This is a genomic window from Colwellia sp. C2M11 (assembly GCF_018860915.1).
Lineage (GTDB): Bacteria > Pseudomonadota > Gammaproteobacteria > Enterobacterales > Alteromonadaceae > Colwellia.
Map to the genome: position 1 here is coordinate 149386 of NZ_JAHKQD010000047.1, position 17209 is coordinate 166594.

The 17209-nt window shown below is 36.7% G+C and carries 12 protein-coding genes; 4 read left to right on the forward strand and 8 right to left on the reverse strand.

The window, feature by feature from the left end; all coding sequences use genetic code 11:
* Positions 1 to 6: 6 nt before the first annotated feature.
* A complete protein-coding gene (locus KO509_RS13430) occupies positions 7 to 522 on the reverse strand; it encodes a DUF2062 domain-containing protein (RefSeq protein WP_215973770.1) in 516 nt (171 codons plus the stop codon).
* Positions 523 to 612: 90 nt separating this feature from the next.
* On the opposite strand from KO509_RS13430, the gene KO509_RS13435 reads away from it, so the two are divergent.
* The 4 genes from KO509_RS13435 (at position 613) to KO509_RS13450 (ending at position 6308) form a co-directional block, all read left to right on the forward strand.
* Positions 613 to 3027: a DNA internalization-related competence protein ComEC/Rec2 gene (locus KO509_RS13435; RefSeq protein ID WP_215973771.1), complete on the forward strand. Its 2415-nt coding sequence runs from the start codon at positions 613 to 615 to the stop codon at positions 3025 to 3027.
* 78 nt (positions 3028 to 3105) lie between these two features.
* Positions 3106 to 4869: a lipid A export permease/ATP-binding protein MsbA gene (gene msbA, locus KO509_RS13440; RefSeq protein WP_215973772.1), complete on the forward strand. Its 1764-nt coding sequence runs from the start codon at positions 3106 to 3108 to the stop codon at positions 4867 to 4869.
* A gap of 53 nt (positions 4870 to 4922) precedes the next feature.
* The gene (gene lpxK, locus KO509_RS13445; protein ID WP_303495247.1) at positions 4923 to 5942 is read left to right on the forward strand and encodes a tetraacyldisaccharide 4'-kinase; all 1020 of its coding nucleotides are present in this window, start codon (positions 4923 to 4925) and stop codon (positions 5940 to 5942) included.
* Between the two features lie 159 nt (positions 5943 to 6101).
* Entirely contained in the window at positions 6102 to 6308 is a 207-nt protein-coding gene (locus KO509_RS13450) for a Trm112 family protein (protein ID WP_215973773.1), read from the forward strand.
* 129 nt (positions 6309 to 6437) lie between these two features.
* On the opposite strand, the gene KO509_RS13455 is transcribed toward KO509_RS13450, so the two are convergent.
* From KO509_RS13455 to KO509_RS13485, 7 genes are all read right to left on the reverse strand, one after another.
* Positions 6438 to 9122, reverse strand: coding sequence for a nitrate reductase (locus tag KO509_RS13455; RefSeq protein ID WP_215973774.1), 2685 nt, complete (start codon positions 9120 to 9122; stop codon positions 6438 to 6440).
* Positions 9123 to 9224: 102 nt separating this feature from the next.
* Entirely contained in the window at positions 9225 to 9590 is a 366-nt protein-coding gene (nirD, locus tag KO509_RS13460; protein WP_215973775.1) for a nitrite reductase small subunit NirD, read from the reverse strand.
* A gap of 10 nt (positions 9591 to 9600) precedes the next feature.
* The gene (gene nirB / locus KO509_RS13465; RefSeq protein ID WP_215973776.1) at positions 9601 to 12183 is read right to left on the reverse strand and encodes a nitrite reductase large subunit NirB; all 2583 of its coding nucleotides are present in this window, start codon (positions 12181 to 12183) and stop codon (positions 9601 to 9603) included.
* Between the two features lie 139 nt (positions 12184 to 12322).
* Positions 12323 to 13507: an alginate export family protein gene (locus KO509_RS13470; RefSeq protein WP_215973777.1), complete on the reverse strand. Its 1185-nt coding sequence runs from the start codon at positions 13505 to 13507 to the stop codon at positions 12323 to 12325.
* Between the two features lie 74 nt (positions 13508 to 13581).
* The gene (locus tag KO509_RS13475) at positions 13582 to 14424 is read right to left on the reverse strand and encodes an ABC transporter ATP-binding protein (protein ID WP_215973778.1); all 843 of its coding nucleotides are present in this window, start codon (positions 14422 to 14424) and stop codon (positions 13582 to 13584) included.
* A gap of 22 nt (positions 14425 to 14446) precedes the next feature.
* Entirely contained in the window at positions 14447 to 15403 is a 957-nt protein-coding gene (locus KO509_RS13480; RefSeq protein ID WP_215973874.1) for an ABC transporter permease, read from the reverse strand.
* A gap of 101 nt (positions 15404 to 15504) precedes the next feature.
* On the reverse strand, positions 15505 to 16902 hold the full coding sequence (locus KO509_RS13485) for a CmpA/NrtA family ABC transporter substrate-binding protein (protein WP_215973779.1): 1398 nt from the start codon (positions 16900 to 16902) through the stop codon (positions 15505 to 15507).
* Positions 16903 to 17209: the final 307 nt, after the last annotated feature.

A 17209-nucleotide genomic window follows, 5' to 3' on the forward strand; every position in this document is an offset into this window, starting at 1 on the left:
GTTGAGTTATTTTTCATTCTTGCTACGTTTTTTCCATGCTTTAACCGCACTGTAACGCCATAAGAGTTGCATACCAAAATAGCCTAACACAGAAAAAATTATGGCTAATACGCCACAGCCCAATAAAAATGCAGGGCCTATTGATGATAAACTATCTGCTATCCATTGCCAGTTTGCTTCAAACTTAAAATCATGAACAGGAGCGCTTATTAACCATGCGCCGACAGAATAGCAAAAATAAAAGATTGCAGGCATGGTGAACGGGTTTGTTAACCAAACTAAAGCAACTGAAAGTGGTAAATTTGAATGTACCATAATGGCTGTACCTGCAGCTAACACCATTTGAAAAGGTACTGGAATAAAAGCGAAAAACAGCCCAACAGCAAAAGCTTTTGCTACTGAATGACGGTTCATATGCCATAAGTTAGGATTGTGCAATAAAGCACCAAAGATTCTTAAGTGTTTATTGTCTTTGATACGCTGATTGTCTGGCATTATGCGCTTAATTAGTTTTTTTGGCATATACTTACTATTAGATTCAAGTTTTTATCGTCGATTATTCGTTAATACATTGATTACACAGCAATTGATACAGGAAGTATTTTATTCACTATGGACTGGTGGTTAGCGTGTTTTTTTCTGGGTGCTATATTCTCATTATTCTCACCAATAGTGCCAGATATTTTTGTGCTATTTTCACTTATATTTATATCTATTACCTTTTTTTATTACTCTTCACGTATTAATCCTTCTTTTAAACCCTTTCGACTAAGCTCAGGTTTACTCTTTGGGGCAAGCTGGATGTTATTTCATGCCGTAAATTTTCAACAATTATGGCAAAAAAATAATTTAGATGCTTTAGCTTTATCGAGTACAACACAGTGGGTACAAGGAGATATTCTCACTTTACATTCACCTCTAAGGGAGCTGCCAGATCCTTTAAGTAAAAAGTTGTCACCTGAAAATCGCATACGGTTTAATATTAACGTAACTCACATTAATAATAACCAATTAACCAACGCATTAAAACTCAGGTTAAGTTGGAATAATGCAACGTTATCTTTACAACAAGGTCAAATAGTTAGCTTGCAGGTTAAATTTAAGCCAGCGCATGGTTTAGCTAATTTAGGGAGTTTTAGTTATCAGACATGGCTTAATAGTAAACAAATAAGTGCGACAGGTTATGTTGTCAATAATAAAGACAACAGGGTACTTATAGATGAAGTCTCTGTACGGCAGCAAAGTTTTAGTTCTTATCAACAGTTATTACCAAAACATGATTTGTCTCCTTTATTACTAGCATTAGGTTTTGGCTCTCGTACTGAGTTAAGTCAAGCGTTATGGCAGGTTTTACAAGCAACAGGCACAGGGCACCTTATTGCTATTTCAGGTTTACATATTGGATTGGTAGCAACAGGAATATTCTTTTTATTCATGTTTTTAATGAAAAACCTACCACTGAGATTCTTTGTCAATAGTCACAAGATTCAAAGAATAAACAGTCGCTATTTGGCTATTGCTTTAAGTATGGTGGCAGCGCTAAGTTATGGCTACTTGGCTGGTTTTTCGTTACCAACAGTTCGAGCACTTGTCATGCTTAGTCTTTATTGGTGCTCAAGACTATTAGGTATAAAAGTATCTATCAAACGTTGGTTATTACTTACTTTGTTTATGATCACCTTAACAACGCCTTTTAGTTTATTTACCGCAAGTTTTTGGTTATCAGTGTATGCCGTTATTATTATTTTTATCACATTGTGGCGCTTTAAAAGTTTATTATCATCAGGCAATAAATTGTGGTTATTTATCAAAGGACTGGTGGTTATTCAGTTAAGTTTAACCTTATTTTTAATGCCTATTAGTGCCATATTTTTTCAACAAATATCCCTTGTTGCTTTATTAGCCAATATTATTGCAGTGCCCTGGATGAGTGTTATCGTTATTCCTTTGTGCTTATTATCAGTGCTTGTTATGTTGATTTCGCCAGAATTATCTCAGGTTGTAATATTTATCTGTTTAGAGTCAATAATGCTTCTTTGGCACTATTTGACTTATTTATCAAATGTCTCGTGGGCGATAATTAGGTTATCAAGTTTTGATGTTAGCTTGATCGTTTTGTTTGGAATATTAAGTGTATTTTTAATATTTTTTCAAGCAACAATAAAACTTCCTTCTAAAGCTATGAGCATCACGTTGATGTGCGCTATCTTCTTCTTACTCATGTTAAAAGTGAGTGATAAATCAGATGATGGCCTTAATAATTGGCAATTAGTTGTATTTGATGTTGGTCAAGGTTTATCAATATTAGTGAAACGTGATGATAATGCTATTTTATACGATACGGGTGCAGCATATAAAAGTGGTTTTAATATGGTTGATGCTGTGATTTTACCGTATTTGCAATACTCAGGAATTACTCAGTTAGATAAAGTGATTATCAGCCACAGCGATAACGATCATGCTGGCGGGTTAGCAATTTTAAAGCAGTCAATTGCAATTAAAGAGCTTATTTATAACGTTGACAGTGAAAGTGGTAACGCTCATAAAAACAGTCACTGCATACAAGGACGAGAATTTTATTGGCAAAAGGTAAAGTTTGAATTTTTATGGCCTGATAGCTTAGTTGGCGATAATAACGATGATTCTTGCGTGTTACTTATTTCAGATAAAAATAACCGAGTTTTATTAACAGGTGATATCTCTAGAAAAGTTGAACGTAAACTTGTTGAACAGTATCCACAATTACAGGCTGAGGTGTTAGTTGTACCTCATCATGGATCGAAAACTTCATCAAGCGATGCTTTTATTAGTCATGTTAACCCTAAGCTTGCTATTGTCAGTGCTGGATATTTAAATCGTTGGCGTATGCCTGTTACTGAGGTTGTAGAACGATATCAGTCAAACAATATTGAAATGCTTAATAGTGCTACTTCGGGACAAATCGTTTTAGATTTATCAGAAAAGGGTATTACTCAATATACTTATCACGAGGATTTATGGCCGTTTTGGTTTGCAAATTCGCTTTGATTAGTTGGTTGTTGACTTAAACTACGTTAAAATCAGCTCATTATAATATCCTTCAGATATAGTGAAATAACTTCTCCCATGGAAAATTCAACAAACGGCACAACAAGGCAAAACTTCAAGCGTCTTTTTGGTTATGCTAAACCTTATAAACTTGGTTTTATTGTATCTATTATTGGTATGTTAGGTTACGCAGCTATCGATGTTTACTTTTTGTCAAAGTTACAAGCGTTAATTGATGAAGGACTTGCTGGCAGTAATCCTGATTTTATGAAATGGGCGCCTGTTTTTGTTGTGGCAGCCTTTGTTTTTCGCGGAATTTTTCACTTTGTTGCTAATTACTGCTTAGCTTGGGTAGGAAATAATGTGGTCACCGATCTTAAGCAAAGCTTGTTTGAGCATATCATGGGAATGCCGGTGGCTTTTCATGATAAGGAGTCAACAGGAGGGTTAATTTCTAAATTAACCTATGACACCGAGCAAGTTTTGAATTCTGTGAGTAAATCTATCTTGGTTATTGTGCAACAAAGTGCGTTTGTTCTAGGATTACTAGGGTTAATGTTTTATATCAGCTGGCAACTTTCGGCTATTTTTATACTGATCACGCCAATTATTACTATTATTGTTAATTTAGTCTCTAAACGTTTCCGTAAAATAAGTAAAAATATCCAAGGTGCGATGGGGGAAGTGACGACGGCAGCTGAGCAAACTTTTAATGGCCATAAAGTTGTATTAACTTTTGGTGGTCAAGCAGAAGAATTTAAGCGATTTCAGCAGATAAATAACCAAAATCGATATCAGCGTATGAAATTAGTCGCGGCAAAATCTGCTAGTGTACCGGTTATCCAAATTATAGCGTCATTTGCTTTAGCTTTTGTTTTTTATGCTGTTAACTCTGAAACTTTACGTGACAGTATTTCTGCCGGTAGCTTTGTGAGTATTATTACTTACATGGTTATGTTGCTCAGACCATTAAAAATGCTAACTAATGTAAATAGTGAATTTCAACGAGGCATGGCTGCTTGTGTTAGTATTTTCTCTGTATTAGATCAAGAAAAAGAAAAGGATACTGGTAGTAAACATTTAACTAAAGCACAGGGTAAAATTGCTTTTAAGTCGGTTAATTTTGCTTATGATTTTGATAAAAATGCACTTACTCCAGCTAAGTGGGCGCTTGAAAATGTCTCATTTGAACTAGATACCGGTGAAACCTTAGCGTTAGTAGGGCGATCTGGTAGTGGTAAATCAACAGCGAGTGCACTGTTATTACGTTTTTATGATGCTAGTGAAGGTGAAATACTTATCGATGGTGTGAATATTGAAGAATATTATTTAAACGACTTACGACAACAATTTGCCTATGTTTCACAAGATGTTGTGTTATTTAATGACAGTTTGGCTAACAATATTGCCTACGGGAAACCTGAGGCAAGTATCGATGAGATTATCGCTGCAGCGAAAAGTGCTCACGTGATGGAGTTTGCTGAGAAGATGGAGCAAGGTTTACAAACCAATATTGGTGAGAATGGTGCTTTGTTATCTGGAGGTCAAAGGCAGCGTGTGGCTATTGCCCGAGCTTTATTATGTGATGCGCCCTTTTTAATTTTAGATGAAGCAACCAGTGCTTTAGATACTGAATCTGAACGTCATATTCAGGATGCGTTGCAAACATTACAAAAAAATAGAACCTCTATTGTTATTGCTCATCGATTATCAACCATTGAAAATGCAGATAAAATTATTGTAATGGAACAAGGAAAAATCGTTGAGCAAGGTAATCACCAAAGTTTACTTGGTAAAGAAGGTGCATATGCACAATTACATCGTTTTCAATTTGAATCGTAAAGTGATGCTATTTTTTTGTGCTATCAGTGCTCAATTTGAAGAGTGGAGTTAGTGTGCGACTAATTGAAAAAGTATGGTTTAAAAAACATTCTGCAAAATATTGGCTTGTCCCTTTATTATTACCACTCACTGGATTATTTTATTTAATAAGTTTAGTAAGGCGAGTCGCTTTTCGTTTTGGTTTATTAAAATCGTATAAAGTTGACGTTCCTGTTATTGTTGTGGGTAATATTAGCGTAGGTGGCAATGGGAAAACTCCTGTTGTTATACACTTAGTTGAACTTGCGAAAGTGTTAGGATTAAAGCCTGGTGTTATCTCTCGTGGTTATGGCAGTCAAGCTGACGTTTATCCTTATTTATTGGATGAAAATAGCACGAGTTATCAAGCAGGTGACGAACCGCTTTTAATTTATCAACGTTGTAATATTCCGGTTGTTATCGGCGCTGATCGTGTTGCTAATGCAGAAAAGTTAATTGAGCAAGGGTGTAATATTGTCATCAGTGATGATGGTTTACAGCATTATCGATTAAAACGTGATTTAGAGTTGGTAATTATTGATGCCAAGCGTCTTTTTGGTAATGGCTTACTGTTGCCTGCTGGTCCTTTACGAGAAGGACTTTGGCGCATACAAGACGCTGACTTGATTATTTACAATGGTAATAACTCAGACCATACCGAACAGTTAGTGAGTAAGTCTTTATTTATGGCATTAGCTGGCTGTGAATTAATTCAGGTAACAACAGGTGAAAAAATGTTGTTACCTGATTTTATTCAGCAATGGCAAGTTGTTAATGCCATTGCTGGCATTGGCGAACCGCAGCGTTTTTTTGATACGTTACAAACGCTAGGGTTTAATTTAGCAATAGAGCAAGGGTTTATCGACCATAAAAACTTTTCTGTTGATGATTTTGTTGAATTTAAAGCAGATTTACCGCTATTAATGACAGAGAAAGATGCGGTAAAATGTCGAACCTTCGCACAAGAAAACTGGTGGTATTTACCTGTTAGTGCCCAGTTTTCAGAGCAAGACAAAGAAGTATTAATTCAGGCTATAAGTAGCTTTAAAGTATAAAGTTTTTTTAAGTAAAGTGACGATAGTGACGAGTTAAACTATTAAGCTAATTATTAGTTTAGTTATAAAATTAGCTAGTAACTAATTAGTTAATTTAATTACCAAGGTAGAAGTGAACTGATTCTACTTAAAGATATAACCAATGAAGAGAATGAAATTATGGCTTTTGATGTAAAGTTAATGGAAATATTAGCGTGCCCTGTGTGTAAAGGGAAGCTTGATTATAATAAAGAGCAGCAAGAGCTTATTTGTAAATTTGATAAATTAGCTTATGCCATTGAGCAAGATATTCCTGTTTTGCTGGAAAGTGAAGCGCGCCGAATTAGTCTAGATGATGCTACTAGCCCGTTAGAAGCCACGGAATAGTCAACTAAAGTATGAGTGTATAGCGTACTAGTAACCATAATAGAAGTAATATAGCTAACCAGCTTTAACCTGACGTGGACAAATCATTTTTTAAAACTAATTGTTATTTGGCACGTGATTGAAACCTGCTTAAAGTATGGTTAACATTATTTCTTCTTTATTTTCCTGATGTTCACCAAGCAACACACCTAATTCTGACTTACAAGAGCCACAGTTAGTACCGCACTTTAATCTATCGCCTAACTGGCTAATTGAATGACACCCCGACTTTATTGCGTTAATAACTTCTTTTTCTCCAATATTAAAACAGCTACATATTTGTCGACCTTTAGCAAAACTCTCATTTGATCTACCAGACAATAATGATTGAATATCGCTCTCAGGTAAATTATTTTGACTAAAAACATGTTCAAGCCATGCGTTTTCTATTGTTGGGGTTGCTGCTGCACAGTAACATAAAAAAACTAACTTACCTGCTTGTAAGCAAATGACATAATAGGTATTTTCTTTTGTGAATTGCATCCATTCACCTGAGATGCAGCTAGTAGTTTGACACCAATTTAACATATCTGTTTCAATGTGCGTATTGGCAAATTCAAAGCGCATACCATAACTGGTTTTGGCTTTAGTCCAAAATTCGTTATTAACTTGTGTTTGAACAATAAAGTCTTTATCAACATGTAGTTGACCAAATTGCTTAAAAGAAGTTTTATTTAAAGTAATTGCCCCATGTTTACTTTCAGGTTGACCAGAAATAGGGTCGGCAATACTTGCGTATAAATTACTGACGTTCGCGCTAGAAGCAAACTGTTCATTCCAATGAATAGGCATGAAGCATTCTTTGCTGCGTTGGCTTTTATCTAATTTTACATGAACAGTTACTTGGCCAGTATTTGATAAAACATTAACTATTTCATCATCAACTATGTGTAACTGTGCGGCATCTTCTGGATTAATGTAAAGATAACACTTGTCTGTGTGGGCGGTAAGTTGTGATGCTTTACCAGTACGCGACATAGTGTGCCACTGATCTCTTAAACGACCGCTATTTAACCTAAAGGGATATTTAGCCGATTTTTTTTGTGTTGGTGCTTGCGGAGTAATAGGAAAAAAAATTGCTTTGCCAGACGGTGTAGAAAACTTACCATCTTCGAAAACACGTTTTTTTCCTTCAGGGTAAGTGTCATTAACCGGCCATTGTACGGGTTTTAAATGATTATACTGTGCTGTTGTAATGGCTGAAAAAGCTGAAATATCAAATATCCGCTCACCATTATTTTCAAAACCAGATAATTGAGAAAACTCTCGAAAAACGTCACTTACATGTGAGTATTTAAAGCCTGAATACCCCATAGCAGTCGCTACGTCTGCAATAATTTCCCAGTCGTGTTTTGCTTGTCCGTTAGGTGCTATCGCATTAGTTTGACGCGAAATACGACGCTCTGAGTTGGTGACAGTACCATTTTTTTCTAACCAAGGGGTTGCCGGTAATTTTACATCGGCAAAGTCTAAAGTATCATTGCTTTCAACACAGTCAGAAACGACAACAAATTCACATTTAGTTAATGCTTGAGCTATTTTTTTACGATCAGGCAAGCTCACTAATGGGTTCGTCGCCATAATCCAGACAGCTTTTATTTTCCCTTCATTGATGGCGTCAAATAATTCAACGGCTTTATAGCCGGCCTTATCAGCCATAGTTGGTGATTGCCAAAAGCGCTGAACCGTAGAGCGATGCTTGGGGTTTTCGATGTCCATATGTGATGTTAACTGATTCGATAAGCCGCCAACTTCTCTACCGCCCATAGCGTTAGGCTGTCCCGTTATTGAAAAGGGCCCACAACCATCTTTAGCTATTTTACCAGTAGCTAAGTGGCAATTTATAATACTATGGCATTTATCCACGCCTGAGCTTGATTGATTTATGCCCATTGAGTAAAAGGTAATTGTTTTTTCAGTCATTAAAAATAGTTGGTACACACGTTCAACATCTTGTTGATCAATATCGCAATAAGTTGCGACTTTCTCTATTGACCAGTAACTAGCTTCTATTAATGCGGCTTCGAAACCTTGAGTATTATTGTTGATATAGTTGCTATCTAATCCTTTATTGTTAGCTAAATAATTTAGTAGGCCATTAAAAAATGCTGCATCACTACCGGGTTTTAACGGTAAAAAATAATCAGCTATTTGACAGGTTGCTGTTTTACGGGGGTCAATAACAACCACCTTCATTTTCGGATTACGTTTTTTAGCTCTTTCAATACGCTGAAATAAAACAGGATGTGTCCAAGCTGCATTTGATCCTGTAATTAATAAAAGCTCAGTCGTGTCTAAATCATCATAACTACAAGGAACAACATCTTCGCCAAAACTACGTTTATAAGCGGCTACCGCTGATGACATACAAAGGCGTGAATTAGTATCAATGTTGGCTGAGCCTATATAACCTTTCATTAACTTATTAGCGAGGTAATAATCTTCAGTGAGGATTTGTCCAGAAACATAAAAAGCAACTGAGTCAGGGCCATGCTTTTTAATAATTTGTGAAAACTTTTCAGCTACATGGTTTGTTGCTATGGACCAATTAACCGCTTGGTTATTTATTTGTGGCTCAAGTAAGCGATTAGTTAAGTCAGTCGTTTTTAATAAATTAGTTCCTTTAACACATAGTTTACCAAAGTTAGCTGGATGCTCTAGTGTACCAACGACAGCATTAGCTTCATTATTTTCAACCGTAATATCAATACCGCAACCCACACCACAGTAAGCACAAGTAGATTGAACAATATGTGACGATTGAGAACAACTCATAAAATTTACCTTTTCAACAACAGAGAGTAATACTCAGTACTACAAGGTTTATAACGCGTGTACTGAGTTTGTTTGCATATATTTAATAGTCAGCTGACATCATTAGACAAAAAGCTGTACTTGGTCTTCAATAATTCTTACGGGGAATACATCAATACTTATTTCTTCTTGTAAGCATTTTCCTGTGGTTAAACAATAATGTTGTTTATACAAAGGTGAGGAGACAACAATATCGTCACCGACATTACCAACAATACCTCTATACAGCACATTAGCGTCACCAATAGGGTCATAATTGTCTACGGCATATACTTTTTTTTCTGTATTAGGTAAGTGAAAAATAGCGATTTGCTTCTCTGTTAAGCCTTGTTCTACTAAAGCACAAACACCAGAATCTTTAACTAAGTCGCTTGTTTTACATACTGTTAGCCAGTCTTTATTTTTTACCGATATATTTTGCTCTGACATGATTAATTCCTTAGGCTTCTTCAGCAATTTTCTTGATTTTTTCTTCAATTAACACTTTTGTTGCTTTCTCATCTTTAGTCGCAGGGCGTATTTGGTCGCGCTCTTGCACAAAAATGATATTACTATCGGGTTTAGATGAGTTAACAAAAGGTCTAAAACGTTTTAATGCTTCTGGGTCTTCTAGCGTTGTTTTCCATTCACATTGGTAGGTATCAACAATTAATGACATTTGTTGTTCTAAGCTCTCAGATAATTCAAGGCTATCTTCTATAATAACTTGCTTCAAATAATCTAAACCGCCTTCCATGTTATCCATCCAGACCGAGGTTCTTTGTAAACGATCAGCGGTACGCACATAAAACATCAAAATACAGTCTATGTATTTAACTAAAGTTTCATCATCTAGGTCGATAGCGAATAGGTCACCATGTCGAGGTTTCATGCCGCCATTGCCACAAACGTATAAGTTCCACCCTTTGTCTGTTGCTATAATGCCTATATCTTTACTTTGTGCTTCTGCACATTCGCGAGTACAACCAGATACACCAAATTTTATTTTATGTGGCGCTCGTAAGCCTTTGTAACGATTCTCTAAATATATTGCCATTGCGGTTGAATCTTGCACACCGAATCGACACCAGGTCGAGCCAACGCAAGATTTAACAGTTCGAAGTGATTTACCGTAGGCGTGACCTGTTTCAAAACCGGCATCGATAAGCTCTTGCCAAATAGGCGGTAGCTCTTCAACACGTGCGCCAAATAGATCAACACGTTGGCCACCGGTTATTTTGGTATACAGGTTATATTTCTTCGCAACTTGACCTAAAACTATTAATTTATCGGGAGTAATTTCGCCACCAGCGACGCGTGGTACAACGGAATAAGTGCCATCTTTTTGCATATTGCCAAGGTAAGTATCATTAGTATCTTGTAGTGATAAGTGTGGCTTTTTAAGAATATAGTCATTCCATACTGAGGCTAATATAGAGCCAGTAAGAGGTTTACAAACCTCGCAGCCATGTCCTTTACCATGCGAGGATAGAAGTTCATCAAAGGTTTTTATTTCTTCGACGGTAATAATGTCAAAAATTTCACGACGTGAATAAGCAAAATGCTCACAAATATCCTTTTTAACTTCAACACCACGATTTTCAAATTCTGCGTCAGCAACATTTTTTAATAAAGCAGCACAACCACCACAACCAGTACTGGCTTTAGTACAGGTTTTTACATCACCGACGGTACATGCACCTTGATCTATTGAGGCAATAATATCGCCCTTAGTGACGTTATGGCATGAACAAATCATCGCGGTATCAGGTAATGCATCTGCACCTAATGTTGGTTTTTCACCTGAAGAAGGGAGTATTAATGCTTCTGGTGATTCAGGTAAATCAATACCGTTAAGCATGTATTGTAGTAACGAGTCATATTCACTAGTATCACCAATTAATACGGCACCAAGCATTTTACTTTTATCACTTGAAACAACGATTTTTTTGTAAACGCCTTCAGGTTGGTTTTCATAAGTATAAGTTAATGCGCCTGATGTTTTTGCATGTGCATCACCTATTGAGCCTACTTCAACGCCCATCAGTTTTAATTTGGTACTCATATCTGCACCAGTAAACGACTCATGTTCACCAATAACATGTTTTGCAGCTACTTTGGCCATGCTGTAACCAGGGGCAACTAACCCGAAGATAAAGTTGTTCCAAAGTGCACATTCACCAATAGCGTATATATCTTTATCAGACGTTTGGCATTGGTTATTAATAACAATACCGCCACGTTCACCTAATTCTAAATCGAAAGTTCGCGCAAGGTTATCGTAGGGACGAATACCTGCTGAGAATAAAATAAGGTCAGTTTCTAGAGTGGTATTATCATTAAAACAGAGTTTATAACGGCACGTTTCACCATCTTCGATAACATTTGTTGCTTTTGAGGTATGAACTTCTACACCCAAAGCTTCAATTTTTTCTTTTAGTAACCGACCACCACCAGCATCAATTTGAACCCCCATTAATTGTGGTGCAAATTCAACAACATGTGTTTTTAAACCTAGGTGGGTTAGGGCGTTTGCTGCTTCAAGGCCAAGTAAACCACCACCAATGACAACTCCAACTTTACTGACATTGGCACTGGCTTGAATTTCATCAAGATCATCGATAGTTCGATACACTAAACAATGGTCGCGATCTTTTCCTGGAATAGGTGGAACAAATGGATAAGAACCAGTTGCTAAAATAAGTTTGTCATAATTGATTATTTGGCCATTTTCTGTGACAACATTCTTATTGACACGATCAATATCAACGACTTTTGCATTAGTTTGAAAATTAACCCCCCAATCTTGATAGGTTTTCTCATCAGTCATTGCTAAATCTTCAGCGCTTTTACCGCTAAAGTATTCTGAAAGGTGCACACGATCATAGGCTAGACGAGATTCAGCTGATAAAACGGTTATCTCTATTGCTTGCTTAGCTGTTCTCAATTGAGCTAATTGCTCAACAAAATGATGACCAACCATGCCGTTACCGACAACGACCACGCTTTGTTTTTTTATTGATTGTTGATTATTTGAGCTCATTTGGATACCTGCTTCAATATTGATATTGGTTTTATAAATTTTGTTAACTCCTCATTTAAATATCGGGAGTTAACCTTGTATATTGTTATTCGTTCAAGTTAGTGATTGTCGGGTGAGATAATTAACGGTTTTCACTGAGTTAAAACTTAGCGCTAACCCAGACCCAAACCTTATCGGTATCAACTTTACCTGAGGCAGTATCACCTGCTGAATAAGCTGAATACTTGATACCAGCGGTATAATTGTTAGCAAATTTTTTCGCATATACGGCATTGATCTCGCTACCTAAATCGTCAACGGATTCACTTGCTTCATCAGCTGAAAAGTCATGTACTACTACTGTCCAACCGCCACCGAATGCTTTACCTGATAATGATGCATATAGATCAACTAAGCCTTCTTTAGGTGTTGCTAAGAATTGATCTGACCAACCATTAAATTTATGAAGGGTTGCTAGTGGCGTTGAAAAACCGTACATTCCGTCATCGCTACCTAACACTTCAGCACCTAGTTTTAAGGTTACGGCATTAAAGCTATAGCCACCTTCAAGCGCTATGTAAGTTGCCGAATAGTCTGTTGTGCCACTTTCAGAGTCTTGAGTAGAAAATTCAGCAAAATATGAAAAGTTATCCTTTTGTCCTTTAAAACTCAGACCAAAAGTATCTAAACCATTGGTTGTGCCTTCATCAACTTCTAAAAGGTAGCCATAAGTAGTTAGTTGCCCGTATTGGGTTTTGTAAGCAATATTAATTAAATGATCTTTTGAATGAAGGTCATTTGCTTGTGCAAATATGCGATTACGTTTATTAAGAAAACTGTAGCTGATATTAAGATTTTCTAAGGCGTTGTAGTTGATTGTTGTAGCATCGAAAGTTTGTCTATCTTGACGCCATCCTACATGGCCAACATAACGGTGATTATCTAACGTGATGACTTGGCGGCCAACTTTTGCGGTAAGCTTACCTTGTTTATATTGTACAAAAGCTTGATCAAGTTCGGTTGACTCAGGGTCGGCAATTACAGAGTACTCTGCGTTATTACCAACGGTATCGTTATAGTCATCCACTCCTGCAATTTGACGAGAGTCTTCAAATTCAACCACACCTGAGAAGCCATTGTAGCTAGCAGTAGTATGATTTAATCGCGTTCTTAATGTTAATGCTGATGCGTCTTTTAACGTATTTTCTTGGTCTACTGCTTCGTAACGTAAGTTTAAATCAATGGTTGTTTTCGCTTGATTTTCTGCATTGGCGTTAGCTGAAATACCTACAGTGGCTAATAAAGTCAAGGCAGCAATTGTGTATAATTTATATTCTGTTTGCATGGTTATCCCTTAAATTTTTTTGATGTTTTTTATTTTTTTTTCTTATTTTTATATTTTTTATTTTGCTCAATTAATTAAGCTACACTCGATGATTTCTGTTTTACTTTGTCTGTATCAGGTACCGATATATGTTCAACTTTTCTTTGTTTTTCATATAAGAAAGTTAAGACGGCTGATCGAAGTCGGTTATATTCAGGATCTTCTGCGAGGGCTAAACGGTTTCGTGGGTGAGGTAAATTAACATCTAATATTTCACCAATTGTTGCGGCAGGACCATTGGTCATCATGACAATGCGATCAGATAATAAAACGGCTTCATCTACGTCATGAGTAATCATAATCACGGTATTATTAAGCTTTTGCTGGATCTCCATTAAAGAGTCTTGCATATGTGCACGCGTTAAAGCATCAAGTGCACCAAACGGCTCATCCATTAAGAGAACTTCTGGCTTCATTGCAAGAGCTCTGGCAATACCAATTCGTTGCTTCATACCACCTGAAATTTCATCAGGACGTTTATCTTTCGCATGATCCATATGAACTAAACGTAAATTATGTTCAATCCATTCCTTCATCTCTGCTTTTGACATTTTATTTTTAAATACGCGTTTTACGGCTAATTCAATATTTTGATAAGCGGTTAACCAAGGTAATAATGAATGGTTTTGAAAAACTACTGCGCGTTCAGGACCCGGTTCAGTTACTTCTTTATTGTTCAGTAAAACACCGCCAATAGTTGCTTTGTGTATACAGGCAACAATATTTAATACAGTTGATTTACCACAACCAGAATGGCCAATAAGTGAAATGAACTCCCCTTTTTTAATTTGTAAGTCAACTCCCTTTAATGCGGTGAAATCACCTTTAGGGGTTGGAAATACCATATCTACTTTACTGATGTCTAAAATAATACTCATGTGATTTCCTCTTTGTTATTGATTACAGTTGCGCACTTGATTTGTCCCAAGACAACATTCTTTGTAATTGCAGCATGGTGCGGTCAAGCATGTAGCCAATAAGGCCAATAACAATAACGGCTGTCATGATTCGACTTAATGACTGTGAACTACCGTTTTGGAATTCATCCCAAACGAACTTTCCTAACCCTGGATTCTGTGCCAACATTTCTGCCGCAATAAGTACCATCCACGCAATACCTAATGACATTCTCATACCCGTAAAAATGGCAGGAACAGACGCAGGTAAAACAATTTTTTGAATATGTACGAGTTTTGGCAGACTTAATACTTTACTGACATTTACCCAATCTTGATTCATCGACACAACACCAAACGAAGTGTTAATAACCATAGGCCAAAGGCTACATAGGGTTACTGTGATTAATGAGTTAACAAATGATTTTGCAAACATTGGATCCGGAGATACGTACACAGCACTTACTACCATGGTAACTAGGGGTAACCAAGCCAAAGGGGATACCGGCTTGAATACTTGTATTATTGGGTTAATCGCTCGATTCAAGTTTTTACTTAATCCGATAGCAATACCTAAGGGAATAGCAATAATTGCAGCCACTAAAAAACCACTTAATACGGTAATTAAACTGGTAACTATTTGATCTAAGAAGGTCTCTTTGCCGGTGTACATGCGTACTTTTGGTTGATAACTAGGATCCTTTGCCATGCGAGCTTCATTTCGTTCATCTTGGCGTATATAAAAAGCTTTTTCTTTATCACGTTCTGTATTGTGCTCATTAACTAAGTTAACCATTTGAGTTGCAACAGCACTAGGGCCTGGAAACTTACCTAGTGAAGTTTCAATGCTATTGGCAGTTAATGACCATAGCAGCAAGAAACAGCAAATACCGGCCATAGGTAAAATAAAGGTTTGTACTTTTTTTAACAACAAGGGCATGATGATTTTGTTCCTATTCATAGGCGTTATACCTGTCTTTTGTTTATTTATTAAGGCAGTCATTTTCTCTCCCTAGTGCGCTGGTTACAGCGCACTAATGCGCATTAAAGTTTGTTCAAGGACTAAAGCTTGTCACCATTTTTCAAACCAATATTAAACTTATTGATATAAGCGTTTGGTGTTGTGCCGTCATATACAATATTGTCAATAAAGTGTTTTTGTGGGGCACGGAAACCGTCTTCATCAGCTAGATCTGAGAAATCGCTTTTTGACATTATTTTTTCATCAACTAAAGATTGAGCGGCAGCCATATAAATATCAGGACGATAAACTTTTGCGGCAATCTCCTTGTACCAGCTATCTGGCTTGTCATCGCTAATTTGTCCCCAACGGCGCATTTGTGTTAAATACCAAATTGCATCTGAGTAGTAAGGGTAAGTTGCGTTATAACGGAAGAATACGTTGAAATCAGGTAATGAACGTATATCGCCTTTTTCATACTCAAAGGTTCCGGTCATGCTATTTGCAATAACTTTATAATCAGCACCAACATAGTTAGATTGAGATAAAATTTTAACGGCTTCAGGGCGATTGGCATTATTGTTATCGTCTAACCATTTTGCAGCGCGAATAAGCGCTCGGGTTAAGCGAATAGTGGTATTCGGGTATTTTTCGGCGAACTCTTTTGTGATACCAAAGACTTTTTCAGGGTTGTTTTTCCAAATTTCATAATCAGTAACTACGGGTACACCAATACCTTTAAATACCGCTTGTTGATTCCAAGGTTCACCTACGCAATATCCATGGATAGTGCCAGCCTCTAATGTTGAAGGCATTTGCGGTGGAGGCGTAACTGATAGCAATGCTTGGGCATCAATCTGGCCAGAAGTATCACCTTTATGAGGTGCATAAAATCCAGGGTGAATACCACCAGCAGCCAACCAGTAGCGTAATTCATAGTTATGTGTAGAAACAGGAAAGACCATCCCCATTTTAAAAGGGGTACCTTCATTAAGGAATTTGCTTACTACAGGTTTTAGTGCATCAGCTTTAATTGGATGAACAGGACGTCCATCGGCTTGTTTAGGAATATTAACCTTCATTTGTTTCCAAACATCATTAGAAACAGTAATGGCATTGCCATTTAAATCCATTGAAAAAGGCGTGATAATATCAGCCTTAGTGCCATAACCTATTGTCGCTGCTATTGGTTGACCAGCTAGCATATGAGCGCCGTCTAAGCGACCATCTATGACGCCATCAAGTAAAACCTTCCAGTTTGCTTGAGATTCAATGGTGACGTATAAGCCTTCATCCTCAAAAAAGCCTTTTTCATATGCAATAGCAATAGGGGCCATATCAGTTAGTTTAATAAAACCGAATTTCAGTTCTTCTTTTTCTGGATAACCTAATTCAGCTGCTTGTAAAGTCGAGGTTAGCAAGGCACCTGATATACATATACTGGCAATGGCAGCATGGTATAACTTTTTACATTTCTTTTTTAAAGGTATTTTCAACATACTTTTCTCCAAATAAAAAAGCCCATAGCACTTTGGATAAAATCCAAGTGCTATGGGCTACAATGCCAAACTAATAGTGACTACGCCGTTGCAGTGCGATTAGTTTTAACGAGATAAATTTTTAGTAATTTTTTAGCTTATATTGTTTTCAACTTATATTAATGCAACCGCTGTTGATTGTATTAATTCGAAAACATAATGCTAATAATAAAGCATATTTAGTGCCACTGTTTTTATTTGTATTTAAATCAATGGTTTAGTGTTTTTTAGGTTTTTTTTGTGGTGCTCAAACTGTTTAATTGATCCA